The organism is Cellulomonas flavigena DSM 20109 (assembly GCF_000092865.1).
GTDB classification, from domain to species: domain Bacteria; phylum Actinomycetota; class Actinomycetes; order Actinomycetales; family Cellulomonadaceae; genus Cellulomonas; species Cellulomonas flavigena.
Genome location: NC_014151.1, coordinates 1,822,863 through 1,838,851, shown reverse-complemented (window position 1 = coordinate 1,838,851; position 15,989 = coordinate 1,822,863). Strand labels below are relative to the sequence as shown.

Here is a 15,989-nt window from a genome sequence, read left to right as displayed (position 1 = left end):
GCGCCGAGAACCATCATGCGGGTGTGGCCCTGCTCCGCGGGACCGGCCAACGAGCTGGGCTCGTGTCCGTTCCTCCCTGCCGGGCGGGCTCTAAGAACGTTACGCGAGCGCCGCGCGCACGGTCAACTCGGCTTGCGGTGACGCCCGTCACCGCAGGCGCGCGGTCCCGTTCGCGCGACTCCGCAGCCCCGGTCCCGGACGCCGACGGGGCCCTCCTGGAGAGCCCCGTCGGCGTCGTCGCCGTCGGCTCAGACAGCGGGCCCCCCCGCCTCGGCCCGGGTGTCGACCACGGCCAGCGTCCGCTTCCCGCGGCGCAGCACCGCCCAGCGTCCGTGCAGGAGGTCCTCGGCGCCGAGGGTCGCGCCGTCCTCCGTCACCCGGACGTTGTTGACCGAGGCCCCGCCCTCGGCGATCGCGCGCCGCGCGGCCGCCTTGCTGGCGACCACGCCCGTCGCCGCGAACAGGTCGACGAGCACGTCGCCGGCACGACCCGGCGCCGTCGGGAGCTCGGCGACCGCGGCCGCGAGGGTTGCCTCGTCCAGCGCTCCGAGCTCACCCCTGCCGAACAACGCCTGGCTGGCCGCCACGACCGCGTCGGCGGCGTCGGTTCCGTGCACGAGCGCCGTCACGTCGTAGGCGAGCGCACGCTGCGCCTCGCGTGCCGCCGGCCGCTGCGCCACCGCCTCCTCGAGCGTCGCGATCTCCTCCCGGGTGCGGAAGGTGAACACCTTGAGGTACCCCGCCACGTCGGCGTCGTCGGCGTTGAGCCAGAACTGGTAGAAGGCGTACGGCGTCGTCATGGCCGGGTCCAGCCACACCGTGCCCGACTCCGTCTTGCCGAACTTGGTGCCGTCGGCCTTGGTGATGAGCGGCGTGGTGATCGCGTGCACGGGCACGCCCTCGACCTTGCGGACGAGCTCGACGCCCGACAGCAGGTTGCCCCACTGGTCGTTCCCGCCGGTCTGCAGGTGCACCCCGTGGCGTCGGTACAGCTCGAGGAAGTCCATGCCCTGCAGGATCTGGTAGCTGAACTCCGTGAAGCTGATGCCCTGCTCGCTGTTGAGCCGGCGCGCGACCGTGTCCTTCGCGAGCATCGTGCCCAGGCGGTAGTGCTTGCCGACGTCCCGCAGGAAGTCGATCGCCGACATGCCCGCCGTCCAGTCGAGGTTGTTCACCATCGTCGCGGCGTTCGGGCCGTCGAACCGCAGCAGGGGCGCGATCTGTCCCCGGATGCGCTCGACCCAGCCGGCCACCACGTCGGGCGAGTTGAGCGTGCGCTCCCCCGTCATCTTGGGGTCGCCGATGAGACCCGTCGCACCGCCGACGAGCGCGAACGGCCGGTGCCCGGCGTCCTGCAGCCGGCGCACGGTGAGGATCTGGACGAGGTTGCCGATGTGCAGGCTCGGCGCCGTCGGGTCGAAGCCGCAGTACAGCGACACCGGGCCGGCGGCCATCTCGGTGCGCAGGGCGTCCAGGTCGGTGTGCTGCGAGAGGAGCCCGCGCCAGGCGAGCTCGTCGAGGATGTCGGTCACAACGTCTCCGTCGATCGGTGCCGGCGCCGCCGTGGACGCGCCGGCCGTACGGTGCCCCCCGCCGCGCGGAGGACGTGGGTGGACGCGGGTCGGGTTCAGGCCGACGTCGTCGCCCCGCGCGGGGCGTCTGCCGACGTCGGCGACCGATACGCAGGTCGGTACGCCGAGACCGTGGGCTCGTTGGTCAGCCACAACCGCCAGGGGTGCGCCGCACCGTCACCACCTGCGCCGGAGACCCCGACGCGTGGCCCGGTCGCGACCGACGGGAGCGCCGTGGCACGATCCCGCCGGCGCAGCAGCACGCGCCCGTCGCGCTCCGTGAGGTCGGCACCGTTCGCGCCGAGCGCGAGGCCGAGGCACACCGCGAGACGCGCGGGACCGCGTGCGAGCTGCCGGGTGCTGTCGACCACACCGGCTCGCTCGCGCCGCGCCCACGCGAGCTCCGCCCCCTCGACGACCTCCCCCGCACGCAGCAGGACCGCCGACGCGCGGCCGGCCGGCTCGGTGACGACGTTCAGGCAATGGTGCAGGCCCATGTGCCGGTAGACGTACAGGCGGCCCGGCTCGGCGAACATCGCCGCATTGCGCGCGGTGCGGCCGCGGAAGGCGTGCGAGCCCGGATCGTCGGCGCCGCCGTACGCCTCGACCTCGGTGAGCCTGATGGTCACGTCGCCCTCGTCGCTGCGCGCGGTGACGAACGCACCGAGCAGGTCGCGCGCGACGGACAGCGCGTCCCGTGCGTACCAGGTACGTGCGGGCACCGCGCCGGCACGGACGACGAGCGCGTCGTCCGACCGTCGAGGGGTCACGGGGTGCACGCGGCCATCATGCCAAACCGGCCCCCTCGCGCGGAGGCACGTCCGGGCCGCTCCGCACCGACCAGTCCACCGAGTCGACGCGCAGGTCCGCGCGCTCCCGGGTCCGCTCGCGCGCGAAGTGGGCGTGCTCGTCGGTCCGCCAGGCGTCGTGGTGCGTCACGTCGGACGTCCCGTCCCGCGCCTCCCAGCGCGCCCGACGCACGCCGGCCGGCGCCTCGACCCAGACACGCAGCGACGCGAGGGCGTCCGCCTCGCGCCGCGCCGCGCCGCAGCCCTCGACGACCAGGACGTGGGGTACAGGGACGTCCTGCCAGGTGCCGAACCGTCCGGCCGTCCAGTCGTAGCGCTGCAGACGGCCGGGACGGCCGCGTCGCAGCGGCTCGAGGACCTGGGCGGCCAGGCGCGGCCAGCACGAACCCTCGATCCCCCGCCAGCCCTCGTAGAGGTCGTCGAGGTGCACGACGGTCGACCCGACGCCGCGCGCGACGAACGCGGCACGGACCTCGCCCGCCAGGGTGGTCTTGCCCGATCCTGCGGGACCGTCGACGCACACCAGCCGGACGCGTCCGAGCCGCGCGGGCTCGCGCAGCGTGCGCTCCACCACGGCGACCGCGACGCCCGCCGCGCCGCGGTGGTTCACTCGCCCGTCTCCCGCTCCCTGTCCTGCGCCCACGCGAGCCAGCGGTCGAGGTCCGCGCGGTAGGTCTCGACGATCTCGTCCTCGAGCTGGGCCTCGACCTCCTGCTCCACCTCGCGCAACCGCACCTCCTCGCGGCAGGTGGCGTCGGCGACCGCGAGCGCCGTCTCGGCGTCCTGCAGCTCGACCAGCGCGTCGGGGATCGTCGTGCGCACGACGTCGTAGTCGCTGACCCCGAGCGGTGAACCGGTCGCGTCCACGTAGCGGTCCTGCCAGTCCGCCCAGAGGTCCGTCGCGACGTGGCTCAGCGCGTCGAGAGGTCGGGAGAAGCCCGGGTAGCCCGCCTCCTCCATGCACAGCGCCCAGCGTGCGCGGACGTCGGTCACGCGCGGGTCGGACTCGACCGCCTCGTAAACACCCCGCACCGCGAGCTTGACGTCGCGCAGGTCGGCGGGGCCCGCGTAACCGTCGGGCGCGACCTCCTCGTAGGCGAGCCCCCGGCACCCGTCGGGCACGTACTCCCCAGCGCCGTCCCACGGCTCGCCGTCGAGGGCCCGCTCGTACTGCTCGACGGCCGCCGGCGACAGCGACGCGACGTACTCACGGTTCCGCCGCAGCCCCTCGCTCTCCAGGGGCTCGACCCACAACCCCGGAGGCCGGCCCTCCTCCGTCTCGATGGTCTCGCCGTAGCCGTAGCGCTCGGCGTACGCGACGGTCCCCACCTCGGGCGACGTCCTCCTCCAGCCGGTACCGACCGACTCGTCGGGGTGGTACTCGAAGCCCGCGTCGTGCATGCAGGCGGCGACGGCCTCCTCCGCCTGCCGGATCTCGGGAGGCTGGACCGACGGGTCCGCGTCGAGCCCCAGGATCACGTCCAGGAGACCGTCGAGCTCGCTGGTGGGCGCCGGCGCGGGTTCCGAAGGTCCGCTGCAGGCCGCGAGCACCACGACCGCCACCAGCGCACCGACCACGGTCCGACCAGCCACGACCTCACCCCTTTGTGACAGCACCTCACCACCGCGCGGCACGTTGCCACGCTCCGGGCGCGGCGGCAAGGGACGTCAGGCTCGTGCCGCCCGCAGGAGAGCGCTGCGGGCGCGTGCGGCCGCGAGCTGCTCGGCGACCCGTACGGGTGCGGTGCCGCCGACGGCGTCGCGCGACGCGAGCGAGCCCTCGACCGACAGCACGGACCGCACGTCGGGCGTCAGGTGCTCGCTGATCGCCGCGAGGTCCGCGTCGGACAGGTCCCACAGCTCGGTGCCGCGCTCCTCGCAGGTGCGCACGCACGCACCGGCGACCTCGTGCGCGACGCGGAACGGCACGCCCTCGCGCACGAGCCACTCGGCGATGTCGGTCGCGAGCGAGAAGCCCTGCGGCGCGAGCGCGGCCATCCGCTCGGTGTCGAACGTGAGGGTGGCGACCATGCCGGCGAACGCGGGCAGGAGGACGGTGAGCTGGTCGACCTGGTCGAAGACCGGCTCCTTGTCCTCCTGCAGGTCGCGGTTGTAGGCCAGCGGGAGCCCTTTGAGCGTGGTGAGCAGCCCGGCCAGGTCGCCGACGAGCCGGCCCGCCTTGCCGCGCGCGAGCTCCGCCACGTCCGGGTTCTTCTTCTGCGGCATGATGCTCGAGCCCGTGGAGTAGGCGTCGTGCAGGCGCACGAACCCGAACTCCTTGGTCGCCCACAGGATGACGTCCTCCGCGAGGCGCGACAGGTCGACCGCCGTCATCGCGGCGACGAACGCGAACTCCGCGACGACGTCGCGCGAGGCGGTGCCGTCGATCGAGTTCTCCACGGGGCCGGTGAACCCGAGCTCGGCCGCGACCGCGGCAGGGTCCAGGCCCAGCGACGAGCCCGCGAGCGCACCGGAGCCGTAGGGCGAGCGCGCGGCGCGTGCGTCCCAGTCGGCCCAGCGCTCGACGTCGCGCAGGAGCGGCCACGCGTGCGCGAGCAGGTGGTGCGCGAGCAGCACCGGCTGCGCGTGCTGCAGGTGCGTGCGGCCGGGCATGGGCGCGTCACCGGCTGCGTCGGCCTGTGCGACGAGCGCGTCGACGACGTCGAGCACGAGGCCCGACAGCGCGCGCGACTGCCGCCGCAGGTACATGCGTACCAGCGTGGCGATCTGGTCGTTGCGCGACCGCCCGGCCCGCAGCTTGCCACCGAGCTCCGTCCCCGCCCGCTCGATGAGCCCGCGCTCGAGGGCGGTGTGGACGTCCTCGTCGTCCGGCAGCGGCCCGAAGGCCCCGGACGCGACGTCCGCCCGCAACCGCTCGAGGGCGTCGACCATGCCGGTGACCTCGTCGTCCGACAGCAGGCCCGCGGCGTGCAGCACGTGCGCGTGCGCCACCGAGCCGGTGATGTCGTCGTCCGCGAGGCGCCAGTCGAACTGCGTCGAGCGCGAGAGGTCGGCGAGGGCCGCCGCGGGTCCGGACGCGAAGCGTCCGCCCCACAGCGCGAGCGGGCCGGGCTGCTCGGTCACGCGTCGATGCCTCCCTGCGTCCCCAGGTCGGGGGCGTTGCCGAACTTGACGTCACGGGCCGCGGCGAGCTTGGAGCTCAGGCCGTAGATCTCGATGAAGCCCCTGGCGGCCGACTGGTCGAACGTGTCGCCCGAGTCGTAGGTCGCGAGGTTGAAGTCGTACAGGCTCGACTCGGAGCGGCGTCCGGTGACGGTCGCGCGACCACCGTGCAGCACGAGGCGGACGTCGCCCGTGACGTACCGCTGGGTGTCCTCGATGAACACGTCGAGCGACCGCTTCAGCGGCGAGAACCACTGGCCGTCGTAGACGAGCTCGGTCCAGCGCTGCTCCACGTTGCGCTTGAAGCGGGCCTGCTCGCGCTCGACCGTGACGTTCTCGAGCTCCTGGTGCGCCGCGATCAGCGCGATCGCTCCGGGGGCCTCGTAGACCTCACGCGACTTGATGCCGACGAGGCGGTCCTCGACGATGTCGATCCGACCGACGCCCTGGGCCCCGGCGCGGCGGTTGAGCTCCTGGATCGCCTGCAGCGGCGTCACGGGGACCTCGTCGAGCGCGACGGGGACACCCTGCTCGAAGCGGATGACGACCTCGTCGGCGACCGGCGGGAACGTCGGGTCGTCCGTGTAGGTGTAGACGTCCTTGGTCGGGCCGTTCCAGATGTCCTCGAGGAAGCCGGTCTCGACCGCGCGGCCCCACACGTTCTGGTCGATCGAGAACGGGTTGTGCTTCGTGGTCGCGATCGGCAGCTTGTGCTTCTCGGCGTACTCGATCGCCTTGTCGCGGGTCAGCGCGAGGTCGCGCACGGGCGCGAGGCACTTGAGGTCGGGCGCGAGCGAGGTGATGCCGACCTCGAAGCGCACCTGGTCGTTGCCCTTGCCGGTGCAGCCGTGCGCGACGGTCGTCGCGCCGAACTGGCGGGCGGCGCGGACGAGGTGCTTGACGATGACGGGGCGCGACAGCGCCGAGACCAGCGGGTACCGGTCGAGGTACAGGCCGTTCGCCTTGAGCGCCGGCATGCAGTACTCGGCGGCGAACTCGTCGCGCGCGTCGGCGACGTACGCCTCCACGGCGCCGCAGTCGAGCGCGCGGCGGCGGATGACCTCGAGGTCCTCGCCGCCCTGACCGACGTCGACGGCCACGGCGATCACCTCGGCACCGGTGGCCTCGGCGATCCAGCCGATGCCCACCGAGGTGTCCAGGCCGCCGGAGTACGCGAGGACGACGCGATCGGTCATGTCAGATTTCTCCTTGCTCGAGGTCCGCTTGCATGAACATACATCCTGATGCGGACCTATGCACAACCCGTCTCAGCCGTCACCCGCGAGGGACAGGAAGCGAGCAGCGAGCGCGTCCCCGCCGTCGGGGTCCCGCGAGATCACGAGGACGGTGTCGTCGCCCGCGATCGTGCCGAGCACCGTCGGCAGCACCGAGTGGTCGATGGCCGACGCGAGGAACTGGGCAGCCCCCGGCGGCGTGCGCAGCACGACGAGGTTGCCGGACGCCTCCGCCGTGACCAGCAGCTCCGCGCACAGGCGTGACAGGCGCGCGGCGAGGTGCTCGGCGTCCGCCGTGGTCGGCGTGCGGTCGCCGCCCTCGCCCGGGACGGCGTAGACGAGCGCGCCCTCGGCCGTGCGGATCCGCACCGCGCGCAGCTCGACGAGGTCGCGGCTCAGGGTGGCCTGCGTGACGGTCACACCCTCGTCCGCGAGCAGCGCCGCGAGCTCGCCCTGCGAGTGCACCATCCCGCGCTGCAGCAGCGAGGTGATCAGTGCGTGCCTCGCCGCCTTCGTCGAGGCCACCATCGGGGTGCTCATGAGTGCTCCAGGAGGAAGGACAGGAGGGCCTTCTGCGCGTGCAGGCGGTTCTCCGCCTCGTCCCACACGACCGACTGCGCGCCGTCGAGCACGTCTCCCGTGATCTCCTTGCCACGGTACGCCGGGAGGCAGTGCAGGACCAACGCACCTGGACGAGCGAGCGCCAGCGCGTCCGCGTCGAGGCGGAAGGGCTCGAAGAGCCGCTCGCGCCCCGCGCCCGCGTCCTCCTGCCCCATCGACGTCCACGTGTCCGTCGCGACGACGTCCGCGTCGCTCACCGCCTCGGCGAGGTCGTGGACCACCGCGACCGAACCTCCCGTGCCCGCGGCGATCTCGGTGGCGCGGGCCACGACGGCCGCGTCCGGCAGCGCGGCCGCCGGGGTGCCCACGCGCACGTGCAGCCCGGCGGTCGCGCCGCCGAGGAGGTACGAGTGCGCCATGTTGTTGGCGCCGTCACCGACGTACGCGAGCGTCGTGCCCGGCAGCGACGCGACGCCGCCGCGGTGCTGTGCGACGGTCGTGAGGTCGGCGAGCACCTGGCACGGGTGGAACTCGTCGGTCAGCGCGTTCACCACCGGGACGCCCGCGAGCGCGGCCATCTCCTCGAGGCGTGTCTGTGCGTGCGTACGCCACACCACCGCCGCGACCTGCCGGCCGAGCACCCGCGCGGTGTCGGCGATCGACTCCCGCACGCCGATGCGCGCGAGCGTGCCGTCGACCGGCAGCGGGTAGCCGCCGAGCTCGGCGATGCCGGTGAGGAAGCTGACCTGCGTGCGCAGGGTCGGCTTGTCGAAGATGACGGCGACCGCACGCGGTCCCGTCAGGGGCGTGCGGATGAAGCGGTCGTCACGGAACGCGAGCGCGAGCTCGAGGACCTCGCCCTGCTCGCGGGGCGTCAGGTCGTCGTCGCGCAGGAAGTGGCGGGTCACGGGGTCTCCTCCGCGAGGTCGGCCGGCAGCGCGGCCAGCAGGTCGACGAACGGCTGCACCTGCTCGTCCGTGAGGACGAACGGGGGTGCGAGGCGCAGCGTGGTGGGCGTGCAGGGGTTGACGACGATCCCCGCGTCGAGCGCCCGGGCCACCACCCGCGCGGCGACGGGCGCGGTCAGCTCGACCGCGATGAGCAGGCCCTCGCCGCGGACCTCGCCGACGAGCGCGTTGCCGGTCGAGCGCAGCCGCTCGCGCAGCCGCTCCCCCAGCTCCGTGACGTGGGTGAGCAGACCGTCGCGCTCGATGACACCGATGGTCGCCAGCGCGGCGGCCGACGCGACGGGGTTGCCACCGAACGTCGTGCCGTGCTGACCACGCCCGAGCAGCGCGGCGACCTGCGGCCCGTAGGCGATGAGCCCGCCCACGGGGAACCCGCCGCCGAGCCCCTTGGCGACCGTCACGACGTCGGGCAGGACGCCGCCGCCCACGTGCGGGTGCTGGTGCGCGAACCAGCGGCCCGTGCGGCCCATGCCGGTCTGCACCTCGTCGAGCACCAGCAGCGCGCCGTGCGCGGTGGTGAGCTCGCGGGCGAGGGCCAGGTAGCCGGGGGGCAGCGGGCGCACTCCCGCCTCACCCTGGATCGGCTCGAGGAACAGGGCGGCGACGTTCTCGCCGTCCTGCGCGAAGGCGGTGCGCAGCGCGTCGGAGTCGCCGAACGGCAGGAACTCCACCCCGCCGGGCAGCGGCTCGAACGGCTCGCGGTACGCGAGCTTGTGCGTCAGGGACAGCGCACCCATGGACCGGCCGTGGAACGCGCCCTCGAGCGCCAGGACGCGCGGGCGGCTGCCGGCGCCGTGGCGGCGCGTGAGCTTGAGCGCGGCCTCGTTCGCCTCCGTGCCGGAGTTGGTGAGGAACACCCGTGAGCCCGCGGGGGCCTCGGCGAGCGCGAGCAGCCGCTCGGCGAGCGCCACCTGCGCGGGGCTGGCGAAGAAGTTCGAGACGTGGCCCAGCGTGCCGAGCTGCGCGCTGATGGCCGCGGTGAGCGTGGGGTGCGCGTGGCCGAGCGAGTTCACCGCGATGCCCCCGAGCAGGTCGAGGTAGCGGGTGCCGTCGGCGTCCCACACGTACGGACCCTCGCCGCGCACGAGGACGCGCTGCGGCGGGCCGAACGTGTCCATCACCGCGTGCGTGTAGCGCTCGGTCCACTCCGCCACCGACCCGGTGGCGGCGGGGACGGGCAGCGCGTCGTGCGCGCCGTCGGCGCGGTGCCGCGCGGTGCCGGCGGTAGGCGCGGCCGGTGCCGTCGCGTCGGGGCTGGTCGTCACGGGGTCGCCTCCTGGTCCTCGGCGGCCAGGCGCACGGCGCGCACGGGCACGGTCGACGGGTGGCCGTCGGGGTCGGCGTCGGGCAGCACCATCGTGCCGACGCCGTCGGACGTGAAGACCTCGACGAGGATCGAGTGGGTCGCGCGGCCGTCGATGACGTGCGCGCGCGGCACGCCGCCCTCGACGGCGCGCCAGCACGCCTCCATCTTGGGCCGCATGCCCGCGTCGAGCCGGGGCAGCAGCTCGGCCAGCGCAGACGCGCGGATGCGGCGCACGAGCGTCGAGCGGTCGGGCCAGTCCGTGTAGAGACCCTCGACGTCGGTGAGGACGATGAGCTTGCGCGCGCCGAGCGCCACGGCGAGCGCCGCCGCGGCGGTGTCGGCGTTGACGTTGAGCACCTGGGTCGGGTCGTCGACGTCCGGCGCGACCGTGGACACCACGGGGATCCGCCCGGCGTCGAGCAGGTCGAGCACGGCGCCCGGGTTGACCTGCACGACGTCGCCGACCAGACCCACGTCGACCTCCTGCCCGTCCACCACGGCCGTGCGGCGGCGCGCCTGGAACAGGCCCGCGTCCTCGCCCGACAGGCCGACCGCGTGCGGTGCGTGGGCGTTGAGCAGCCCGACGAGCTCGCGCGAGACCTGCCCGGTGAGCACCATGCGCACGACGTCCATGGCCTCGGGCGTCGTGACGCGCAGGCCGCCGCGGAACTCGCTGGCGATCTGCAGCCGGTCGAGCATGGCGTTGATCTGCGGTCCGCCGCCGTGCACGACGACGGGCCGCAGGCCGACCTGCCGCAGGAAGACCATGTCCTGCGCGAACGCGCGCTTGAGCGTGTCGTCGATCATGGCGTTGCCGCCGTACTTCACGACGACGAGCGCCCCGGCGAACTGCTGGAGCCAGGGCAGGGCCTCGATGAGGACCTCCGCCTTCTGGTCGGCCCGCAGGTCGGTGCGGGTGTCGAAGACGAAGTCGTCGGGGACGGGCGGGAGGGAGTCGCTCATGTGGAGTACGCGCTGTTCTCGTGGACGTAGTCGTGCGTGAGGTCGTTGGACCAGACCGTGACCGACGCGTCGCCGGCGTGCAGGTCGACCACGACGTGGACCTCGCGGTCCGCGGCCAGGTCGACCTCGGTGCGGTCGGCGTGCGGGCGTCCGGCGCGGCACACCATGACGCCGTTCATCGAGACGTCGACGGCCTCGGGGTCGAACGGGGCGACGTCCTCCGGCACCGTGCCGGCCTGCGCGAGCACGCGTCCCCAGTTGGGGTCGTTGCCGAAGATCGCGGCCTTGAAGAGGTTGGAGCGCGTGACCGCCCGGGCGACCGCGAGGGCCGCGGACTCGCTCGTGGCGTGCGTGACGTGGACGGCGACGTCGTGCGACGCACCCTCGGCGTCCGCGACGAGCTGTCGCGCGAGGGACGCGCAGACGCGCAGCACCGCGTCGGCCAGTGCGTCACGCGGCGGCGTGACGCCCGACGCACCGGACGCGAGCAGGGCGACGGTGTCCGACGTCGACATGCAGCCGTCGGAGTCGACGCGGTCGAACGTGCGAGCCGTCGCCGAGCGCAGCACCGAGTCGAGCACGGGTGCCTCGACGTCCGCGTCGGTGGTGACGACGCACAGCATCGTGGCGAGCGCCGGCGCGAGCATGCCCGCGCCCTTGGCCATGCCGCCCACCGTGAACGTACCGTCGGGCGTCTGCACCGTGACGTGCGCGGTCTTCGGCACCGAGTCGGTCGTCATGATCGCGGTCGCCGCCGCGAGCCCGTCGTCACCGAGCGCGTCGGCCGCGAGGTCGACGCCGTCCAGCAGGACCTGCCGCGGCAGCCGCTCGCCGATCAGACCCGTCGAGCACACGACGACGTCGCCCGCGGAGACGCCGAGCGCAGCGCCCACCCGCTCGGCCGTCATGTGCGAGTCGAGGAACCCCTCGGGCCCGGTGCTCACGTTGGCGCCACCGGAGTTGAGCACGACCGCGGCGACGACGCCGTCGGCCACCACCTGCCGGGACCACACCACGGGCGCGCCGACGACGCGGTTGGTGGTGAACACGGCTGCGCCGGCCTGCCGCGGGCCGTCGTTGACGACCAGCGCCATGTCCGGCGTGCCGGAGGCCTTGAGCCCGGCGGTGACGCCGGACGCCCGGAAGCCGCGCGCAGCCGTCACGCCGGGCGACGTGCCGGGCGAGGTGCCCTCGAGCGCGGGGCCGAGGTGATCGGTCACGGGGCGACTCCGTTCCGCGGCAGGCCGAGCGTCTCCGGCAGCCCGAGCGCGAGGTTGAGGGACTGGACGGCACCGCCGGCGGTGCCCTTGACGAGATTGTCGATGGCGGTGACCGTGACGACGCGTCCGACGCGCGCGTCGTGGGCGATCTGCACGAGTGCGGTGTTGGCGCCGGCGGTCATGGCGGTGGTCGGCCACTGGCCGGCGGGCAGCACCTCGACGAAGGGCTCGTCGGCGTACGCGGCGGTCCAGACCTCGCGCAGCGCGTCGTCGTCGGCCTCGACGCCGGGCGCGAGCCGTGCCGTGGCGGTCGCGAGGATGCCGCGGGACATCGGCACGAGGACGGGCGTGAACGACGTGCGGACGTCGCCCGCGCCGGCGCTGCGCAGGTTCTGGGCGATCTCGGGGACGTGCCGGTGCGTGCCGCCGACCGCGTACGGCGCGGCGGAACCGAGCGCCTCGGAGGCCAGCAGGTGCGGCTTGAGCGACTTGCCGGCGCCGGAGTAGCCGACCGCGAGGACGGCGACGAGGTCGGTGGTGTCGAGCAGGCCGGCGGCGACCCCGGGCTGCAGGCCCAGAGTGACGGCGGTGACGTTGCACCCGGGGACGGCGATGCGGCGCGCGTCGACGAGGCGCGCGCGCTGGTGCGTGTCCCCGACGACCAGCTCCGGCAGGCCGTACGTCCACGTGCCGGCGTGCGGGCTGCCGTAGTACGCCTCCCAGTCGGCGGCGTCCACGAGGCGGTGGTCGGCACCCAGGTCGAGCACGACGGGGTCCTCGCCCAGCGCCTCAAGCTCGGCCGCGACCTGGCCGCTCGCGCCGTGCGGCAGCGCGAGGACGACGACGTCGTGGCCCGCGAGCGCCTGCGGGGTGGTGGGCTCCAGGACGCGATCGGCGAGCGCGCGCAGGTGCGGGTGGTGCGCGCCCAGCGGGGTGCCCGCGTTGGAGTGCGCGGTGAGCGTGCCGATGCGGACCTCCGGGTGGTCGAGGAGCAGGCGCAGGATCTCGCCACCTGCGTACCCGCTGGCTCCGGCCACCGCCACCGTGAACGTCATGTGCATGAACATACAGTCGACTGCAGACAAATACCAAGGGTGGCCGGGAACAGCGGGCGTCCCCCGCGTGGTTGCGGGAGGCATGCGCGCTGTGGTCGCCACCCGTGCCGGTGGCCCCGAGGTCCTGCAGGTCACCGACGTCCCCGCCCCCGAGCCGCGGCCCGACGAGGTCGTCGTGCGCGTCGCGGCGGCCGGCGTGAACTTCATCGACACCTACCGGCGCAGCGGTGTCTACCGTATGCCGTTCCCGCACGTCGTGGGGTCCGAGGGCGCCGGCGAGGTCGTCGCGGTCGGTGCGGACGTCACGACGCTGGCCCCGGGGGACCGCGTCGCGTGGTCGTCCGCGGCCGGGTCGTACGCCGAGCTCGTGGCCGTCAAGGAGGCCGACGCGCTCGTCGTCCCGGCCGGGGTCGACGACGCGACCGCCGCCGCACTGCCCCTGCAGGGCCTCACAGCCCACTACCTGGTCGCGTCCACCTTCCCCGTCGCCGCGGGCCACGACGTCCTGCTGCACGCCGGCGCCGGCGGGGTCGGCCTGCTCGCCACGCAGCTCGCTGCGGCGCGCGGGGCGCGCGTGATCTCCACCGTCGGCTCGGCGGACAAGGAGACCCTCGCGCGCGCCTCCGGTGCGGCCGACGTCATCCGCTACCGCGAGCTGTCGGACGTCACCACCGAGCTGCCCGCGCTGGTGCGCGACCTCACCGGCGGGCGCGGCGTCCACGTCGTCTACGACGGCGTCGGCCGCGACACGTTCGACGCGTCGCTCGCGTCGCTCGCGCGGCGCGGCACGCTCGTGCTCTTCGGCGGCGCGTCCGGGCAGGTGCCGCCGGTCGACCTGCAGCGCCTCAACGCCGCCGGCTCGCTCTACGTCACGCGCCCCACCCTCGGCGACCACGTCGCCACCCCCGAGGAGCTCCGGTGGCGTGCCACCGAGCTCTTCGACGCCGTGCGCGCCGGCGCCCTCGACGTGCACGTCGGCGCGACGTACCCCCTGGCCGACGCGGCCGAGGCCCACCGCGCCCTCGAAGGGCGTGCCACCACCGGAAAGGTCCTGCTGCTCCCGTGACGATCGACACCTCCACGTTCGCCGCCCCGCCCCGCACCGTCACCGTCGAGGTGTGGTCCGACGTCGCCTGCCCGTGGTGCTTCATCGGCAAGCGCCGGTTCACGGCCGCGCTGCGCGGGTTCGCGCACCGCGACCACGTCGAGGTCGTGTGGCGCTCGTACCAGCTGTCCCCCGAGGCGCCCGTGGGACCCGGCCGGCCCGAGATCGACGCCCTGGCCGAGATGAAGGGGCTGCCACGCGACCAGGTGCAGCAGATGTTCGCGCACGTCACGGCCGTCGCCGCGACGGACGGGCTGCGCTACGACTTCGAGCGGACGCTGGCGTTCAACACCTTCGACGCGCACCGCCTGCTGCACCTCGCGCGTGAGGCCGGCGGCGCCGCGCTCGTGGACGCGACGACCGAGGCGCTGTTCTCGGCGCACTTCGAGCGCGGCGTCGACCTCGGTGCGGACGGCGCACTCGTCGCGCTGGCAGCGGAGGCGGGCTTCGCGGCCCACGGCTGGGACGGCGCGCGCGTCGCCGCGGCCCTCGCGGGCGACGACGCCGCGGACGCCGTCCGCGAGGACCTCGCGACGGCCCGCGAGCTCGGCGTCACGGGGGTGCCGTTCTTCGTCGTGGACCGCAGGTACGCCGTCTCCGGTGCGCAGCCGGCGGCCGTGCTCACGCAGCTGCTCGAGGCCGGGTGGCGCGAGGCCAACCCGCTCGTCGTGGCGCAGACGGGTGACGTCTGCACCGACGGCACGTGCTGAGCCCTAGCCTGCGGCGATGGGCTTCTTCCGGCGCCGCGCCGACCCGCAGGCCGTCCTCCTCCGGCAGGACGAGGCGATCGCCACGTTCTGGCAGTGGTGGGTGGCCGAGGGTCGGGCCCGCGCCGCGGCGGTGTTCGACGAGCGTGCGGACCCGCGGCCGGTGGCCGACGACCTGGTCCCCCGCATCCGTGCGATCCACCCTGACCTCGACTTCGAGACCGGCACCGGACGCACCGCGCGGCACGTGCTGGTCGTGACGGCCGCCGGCGACCCCGGCCTGCGCGAGGTCGCGGACCGCTGGCTCGCCGCCGCACCGCCGGCCGACGACGCGTTCGAGTACGACACCTGGCGGCGGCCGGTCGCGGAGCCCGAGGGGGTCGCCGTCGACCTCGGGCACGGGCGGCTCGCGTTGTGCGACGTGCGCGCCGTGCTGACGCCGCGCGGCGACCTCGTCGACGTCGAGACGTGGCACCCGGTGTTCAGGGACCTGCCCGACCAGGCGCGCGGCCAGATCACGTTCCTGCTGCTCGACGCGCTGCTGGGCGAGCGCCTCGTCGAGCAGCGCGTGGGGGCGGTGGCGTGGACGGCCGAGGAACCGGCCGACGCCCGGCCGCTGCTCGAGCTGCGGGACCTGCTCGCCGCCTGACGGTGACCGGTCCGCCCGGCCTCAACCCACGCCGAGCATGCGCGCGGCGAGCTCACGCAACGAGCCGACCCGGACGTCCGCGAGCGCTGCGTCCGGACGCCGCGCCTGCACGTGACCCCACGGTCCGCGTCGCACGAACGCCGTGCGCATCCCGAGGGCACGCGCCGGCAGGACGTCGTTGTCGAGACGGTCACCGACGTACAGCACGTCGGCCGGCGTGAGCCCGAGGTCCGTGACGACGCGCGCGAAGAACGCCGGCGACGGCTTCGCGACTCCCCAGCGCGCCGACGTCGCGATCATGTCGACCTCGACCCCGGCCTCCCGGAGCTGCTGCTCCGCTCGTGCCGGCTGGTTCCCCGCGACGGCGACCACGTAGCCGGCCGCGCGCAGCGCACCCAGCGCCGGCAGCGCGTCGGGGTACAGGTCCTCGGGCAGGATCTCCGACGGGGTCGTCGGCGGCTCGACACCGACCGCCTCCCACACGTGGTGGTGCGGCTCACCGCGCTCGGTCAGCGCGCCGAGGACCGCCATGAGCGTCAGCGGGGTGACGCCGACCTCCTGCGCCGCCCGCAGCCACAGGCGCGACTCGTCGACGAGCGTCTCGCCGACGTCGAGCACGACGGCGGTCACGTCGGCCCAGACCGGGCGCGGTGCTGCGGACGTCGTCCCGGGCGTCGTCGTGGGGGTCACGGCGCCACACCCTGCCACGACCGACGC

Annotated in this window: 16 protein-coding genes; 3 read left to right on the top strand and 13 right to left on the bottom strand. The window is 74.4% G+C overall.

Features of this window, described 5'->3' with window-relative positions; translation table 11 throughout:
• Positions 1-248: 248 nt before the first annotated feature.
• From tyrS to argC, 12 genes are all read right to left on the bottom strand, one after another.
• Positions 249-1,532: a tyrosine--tRNA ligase gene (tyrS, locus tag CFLA_RS08335; RefSeq protein WP_013116884.1), complete on the bottom strand. Its 1,284-nt coding sequence runs from the start codon at positions 1,530-1,532 to the stop codon at positions 249-251.
• 95 nt (positions 1,533-1,627) lie between these two features.
• A complete protein-coding gene (locus CFLA_RS08330; protein ID WP_013116883.1) occupies positions 1,628-2,350 on the bottom strand; it encodes a DNA-3-methyladenine glycosylase in 723 nt (240 codons plus the stop codon).
• Between the two features lie 7 nt (positions 2,351-2,357).
• Positions 2,358-2,990 carry a uridine kinase family protein gene (locus CFLA_RS08325; RefSeq protein WP_013116882.1) on the bottom strand — a complete coding sequence of 211 codons (633 nt, stop codon included), beginning with the start codon at positions 2,988-2,990 and terminating at the stop codon, positions 2,358-2,360.
• The gene (locus CFLA_RS08320) at positions 2,987-3,973 is read right to left on the bottom strand and encodes a hypothetical protein (RefSeq protein ID WP_148234322.1); all 987 of its coding nucleotides are present in this window, start codon (positions 3,971-3,973) and stop codon (positions 2,987-2,989) included. Before CFLA_RS08320 ends, CFLA_RS08325 begins: the two co-directional genes overlap by 4 nt.
• 75 nt (positions 3,974-4,048) lie before the next feature.
• Entirely contained in the window at positions 4,049-5,464 is a 1,416-nt protein-coding gene (gene argH / locus CFLA_RS08315) for an argininosuccinate lyase (protein WP_013116880.1), read from the bottom strand.
• Entirely contained in the window at positions 5,461-6,699 is a 1,239-nt protein-coding gene (locus CFLA_RS08310) for an argininosuccinate synthase (RefSeq protein ID WP_013116879.1), read from the bottom strand. Before CFLA_RS08310 ends, argH begins: the two co-directional genes overlap by 4 nt.
• A 72-nt stretch (positions 6,700-6,771) precedes the next feature.
• On the bottom strand, positions 6,772-7,278 hold the full coding sequence (locus CFLA_RS08305; RefSeq protein WP_013116878.1) for an arginine repressor: 507 nt from the start codon (positions 7,276-7,278) through the stop codon (positions 6,772-6,774).
• Positions 7,275-8,207, bottom strand: coding sequence for an ornithine carbamoyltransferase (gene argF, locus CFLA_RS08300; protein ID WP_013116877.1), 933 nt, complete (start codon positions 8,205-8,207; stop codon positions 7,275-7,277). Before argF ends, CFLA_RS08305 begins: the two co-directional genes overlap by 4 nt.
• Positions 8,204-9,532, bottom strand: coding sequence for an acetylornithine transaminase (locus tag CFLA_RS08295; RefSeq protein WP_013116876.1), 1,329 nt, complete (start codon positions 9,530-9,532; stop codon positions 8,204-8,206). Before CFLA_RS08295 ends, argF begins: the two co-directional genes overlap by 4 nt.
• Positions 9,529-10,536, bottom strand: a complete 1,008-nt coding sequence (argB, locus tag CFLA_RS08290) for an acetylglutamate kinase (RefSeq protein WP_013116875.1) — start codon at positions 10,534-10,536, stop codon at positions 9,529-9,531. The genes CFLA_RS08295 and argB overlap by 4 nt, the downstream gene beginning before the upstream one ends.
• Entirely contained in the window at positions 10,533-11,756 is a 1,224-nt protein-coding gene (gene argJ, locus CFLA_RS08285; RefSeq protein WP_013116874.1) for a bifunctional glutamate N-acetyltransferase/amino-acid acetyltransferase ArgJ, read from the bottom strand. The genes argB and argJ overlap by 4 nt, the downstream gene beginning before the upstream one ends.
• A complete protein-coding gene (gene argC, locus CFLA_RS08280; RefSeq protein WP_148234321.1) occupies positions 11,753-12,817 on the bottom strand; it encodes an N-acetyl-gamma-glutamyl-phosphate reductase in 1,065 nt (354 codons plus the stop codon). The genes argJ and argC overlap by 4 nt, the downstream gene beginning before the upstream one ends.
• A gap of 76 nt (positions 12,818-12,893) precedes the next feature.
• Here argC and CFLA_RS08275 point away from each other — a divergent pair, with 76 nt between their 5' ends.
• The 3 genes from CFLA_RS08275 to CFLA_RS08265 are packed head-to-tail and all read left to right on the top strand — an operon-like array spanning position 12,894 to position 15,272.
• Entirely contained in the window at positions 12,894-13,877 is a 984-nt protein-coding gene (locus tag CFLA_RS08275) for a quinone oxidoreductase family protein (protein ID WP_043598913.1), read from the top strand.
• The gene (locus CFLA_RS08270; protein ID WP_013116871.1) at positions 13,874-14,626 is read left to right on the top strand and encodes a DsbA family oxidoreductase; all 753 of its coding nucleotides are present in this window, start codon (positions 13,874-13,876) and stop codon (positions 14,624-14,626) included. Before CFLA_RS08275 ends, CFLA_RS08270 begins: the two co-directional genes overlap by 4 nt.
• Before the next feature lie 16 nt (positions 14,627-14,642).
• On the top strand, positions 14,643-15,272 hold the full coding sequence (locus tag CFLA_RS08265) for a hypothetical protein (protein WP_013116870.1): 630 nt from the start codon (positions 14,643-14,645) through the stop codon (positions 15,270-15,272).
• 21 nt (positions 15,273-15,293) lie between these two features.
• On the opposite strand, the gene CFLA_RS08260 is transcribed toward CFLA_RS08265, so the two are convergent.
• A complete protein-coding gene (locus tag CFLA_RS08260) occupies positions 15,294-15,962 on the bottom strand; it encodes an HAD family hydrolase (RefSeq protein ID WP_013116869.1) in 669 nt (222 codons plus the stop codon).
• Between the last annotated feature and the right edge of the window lie 27 nt (positions 15,963-15,989).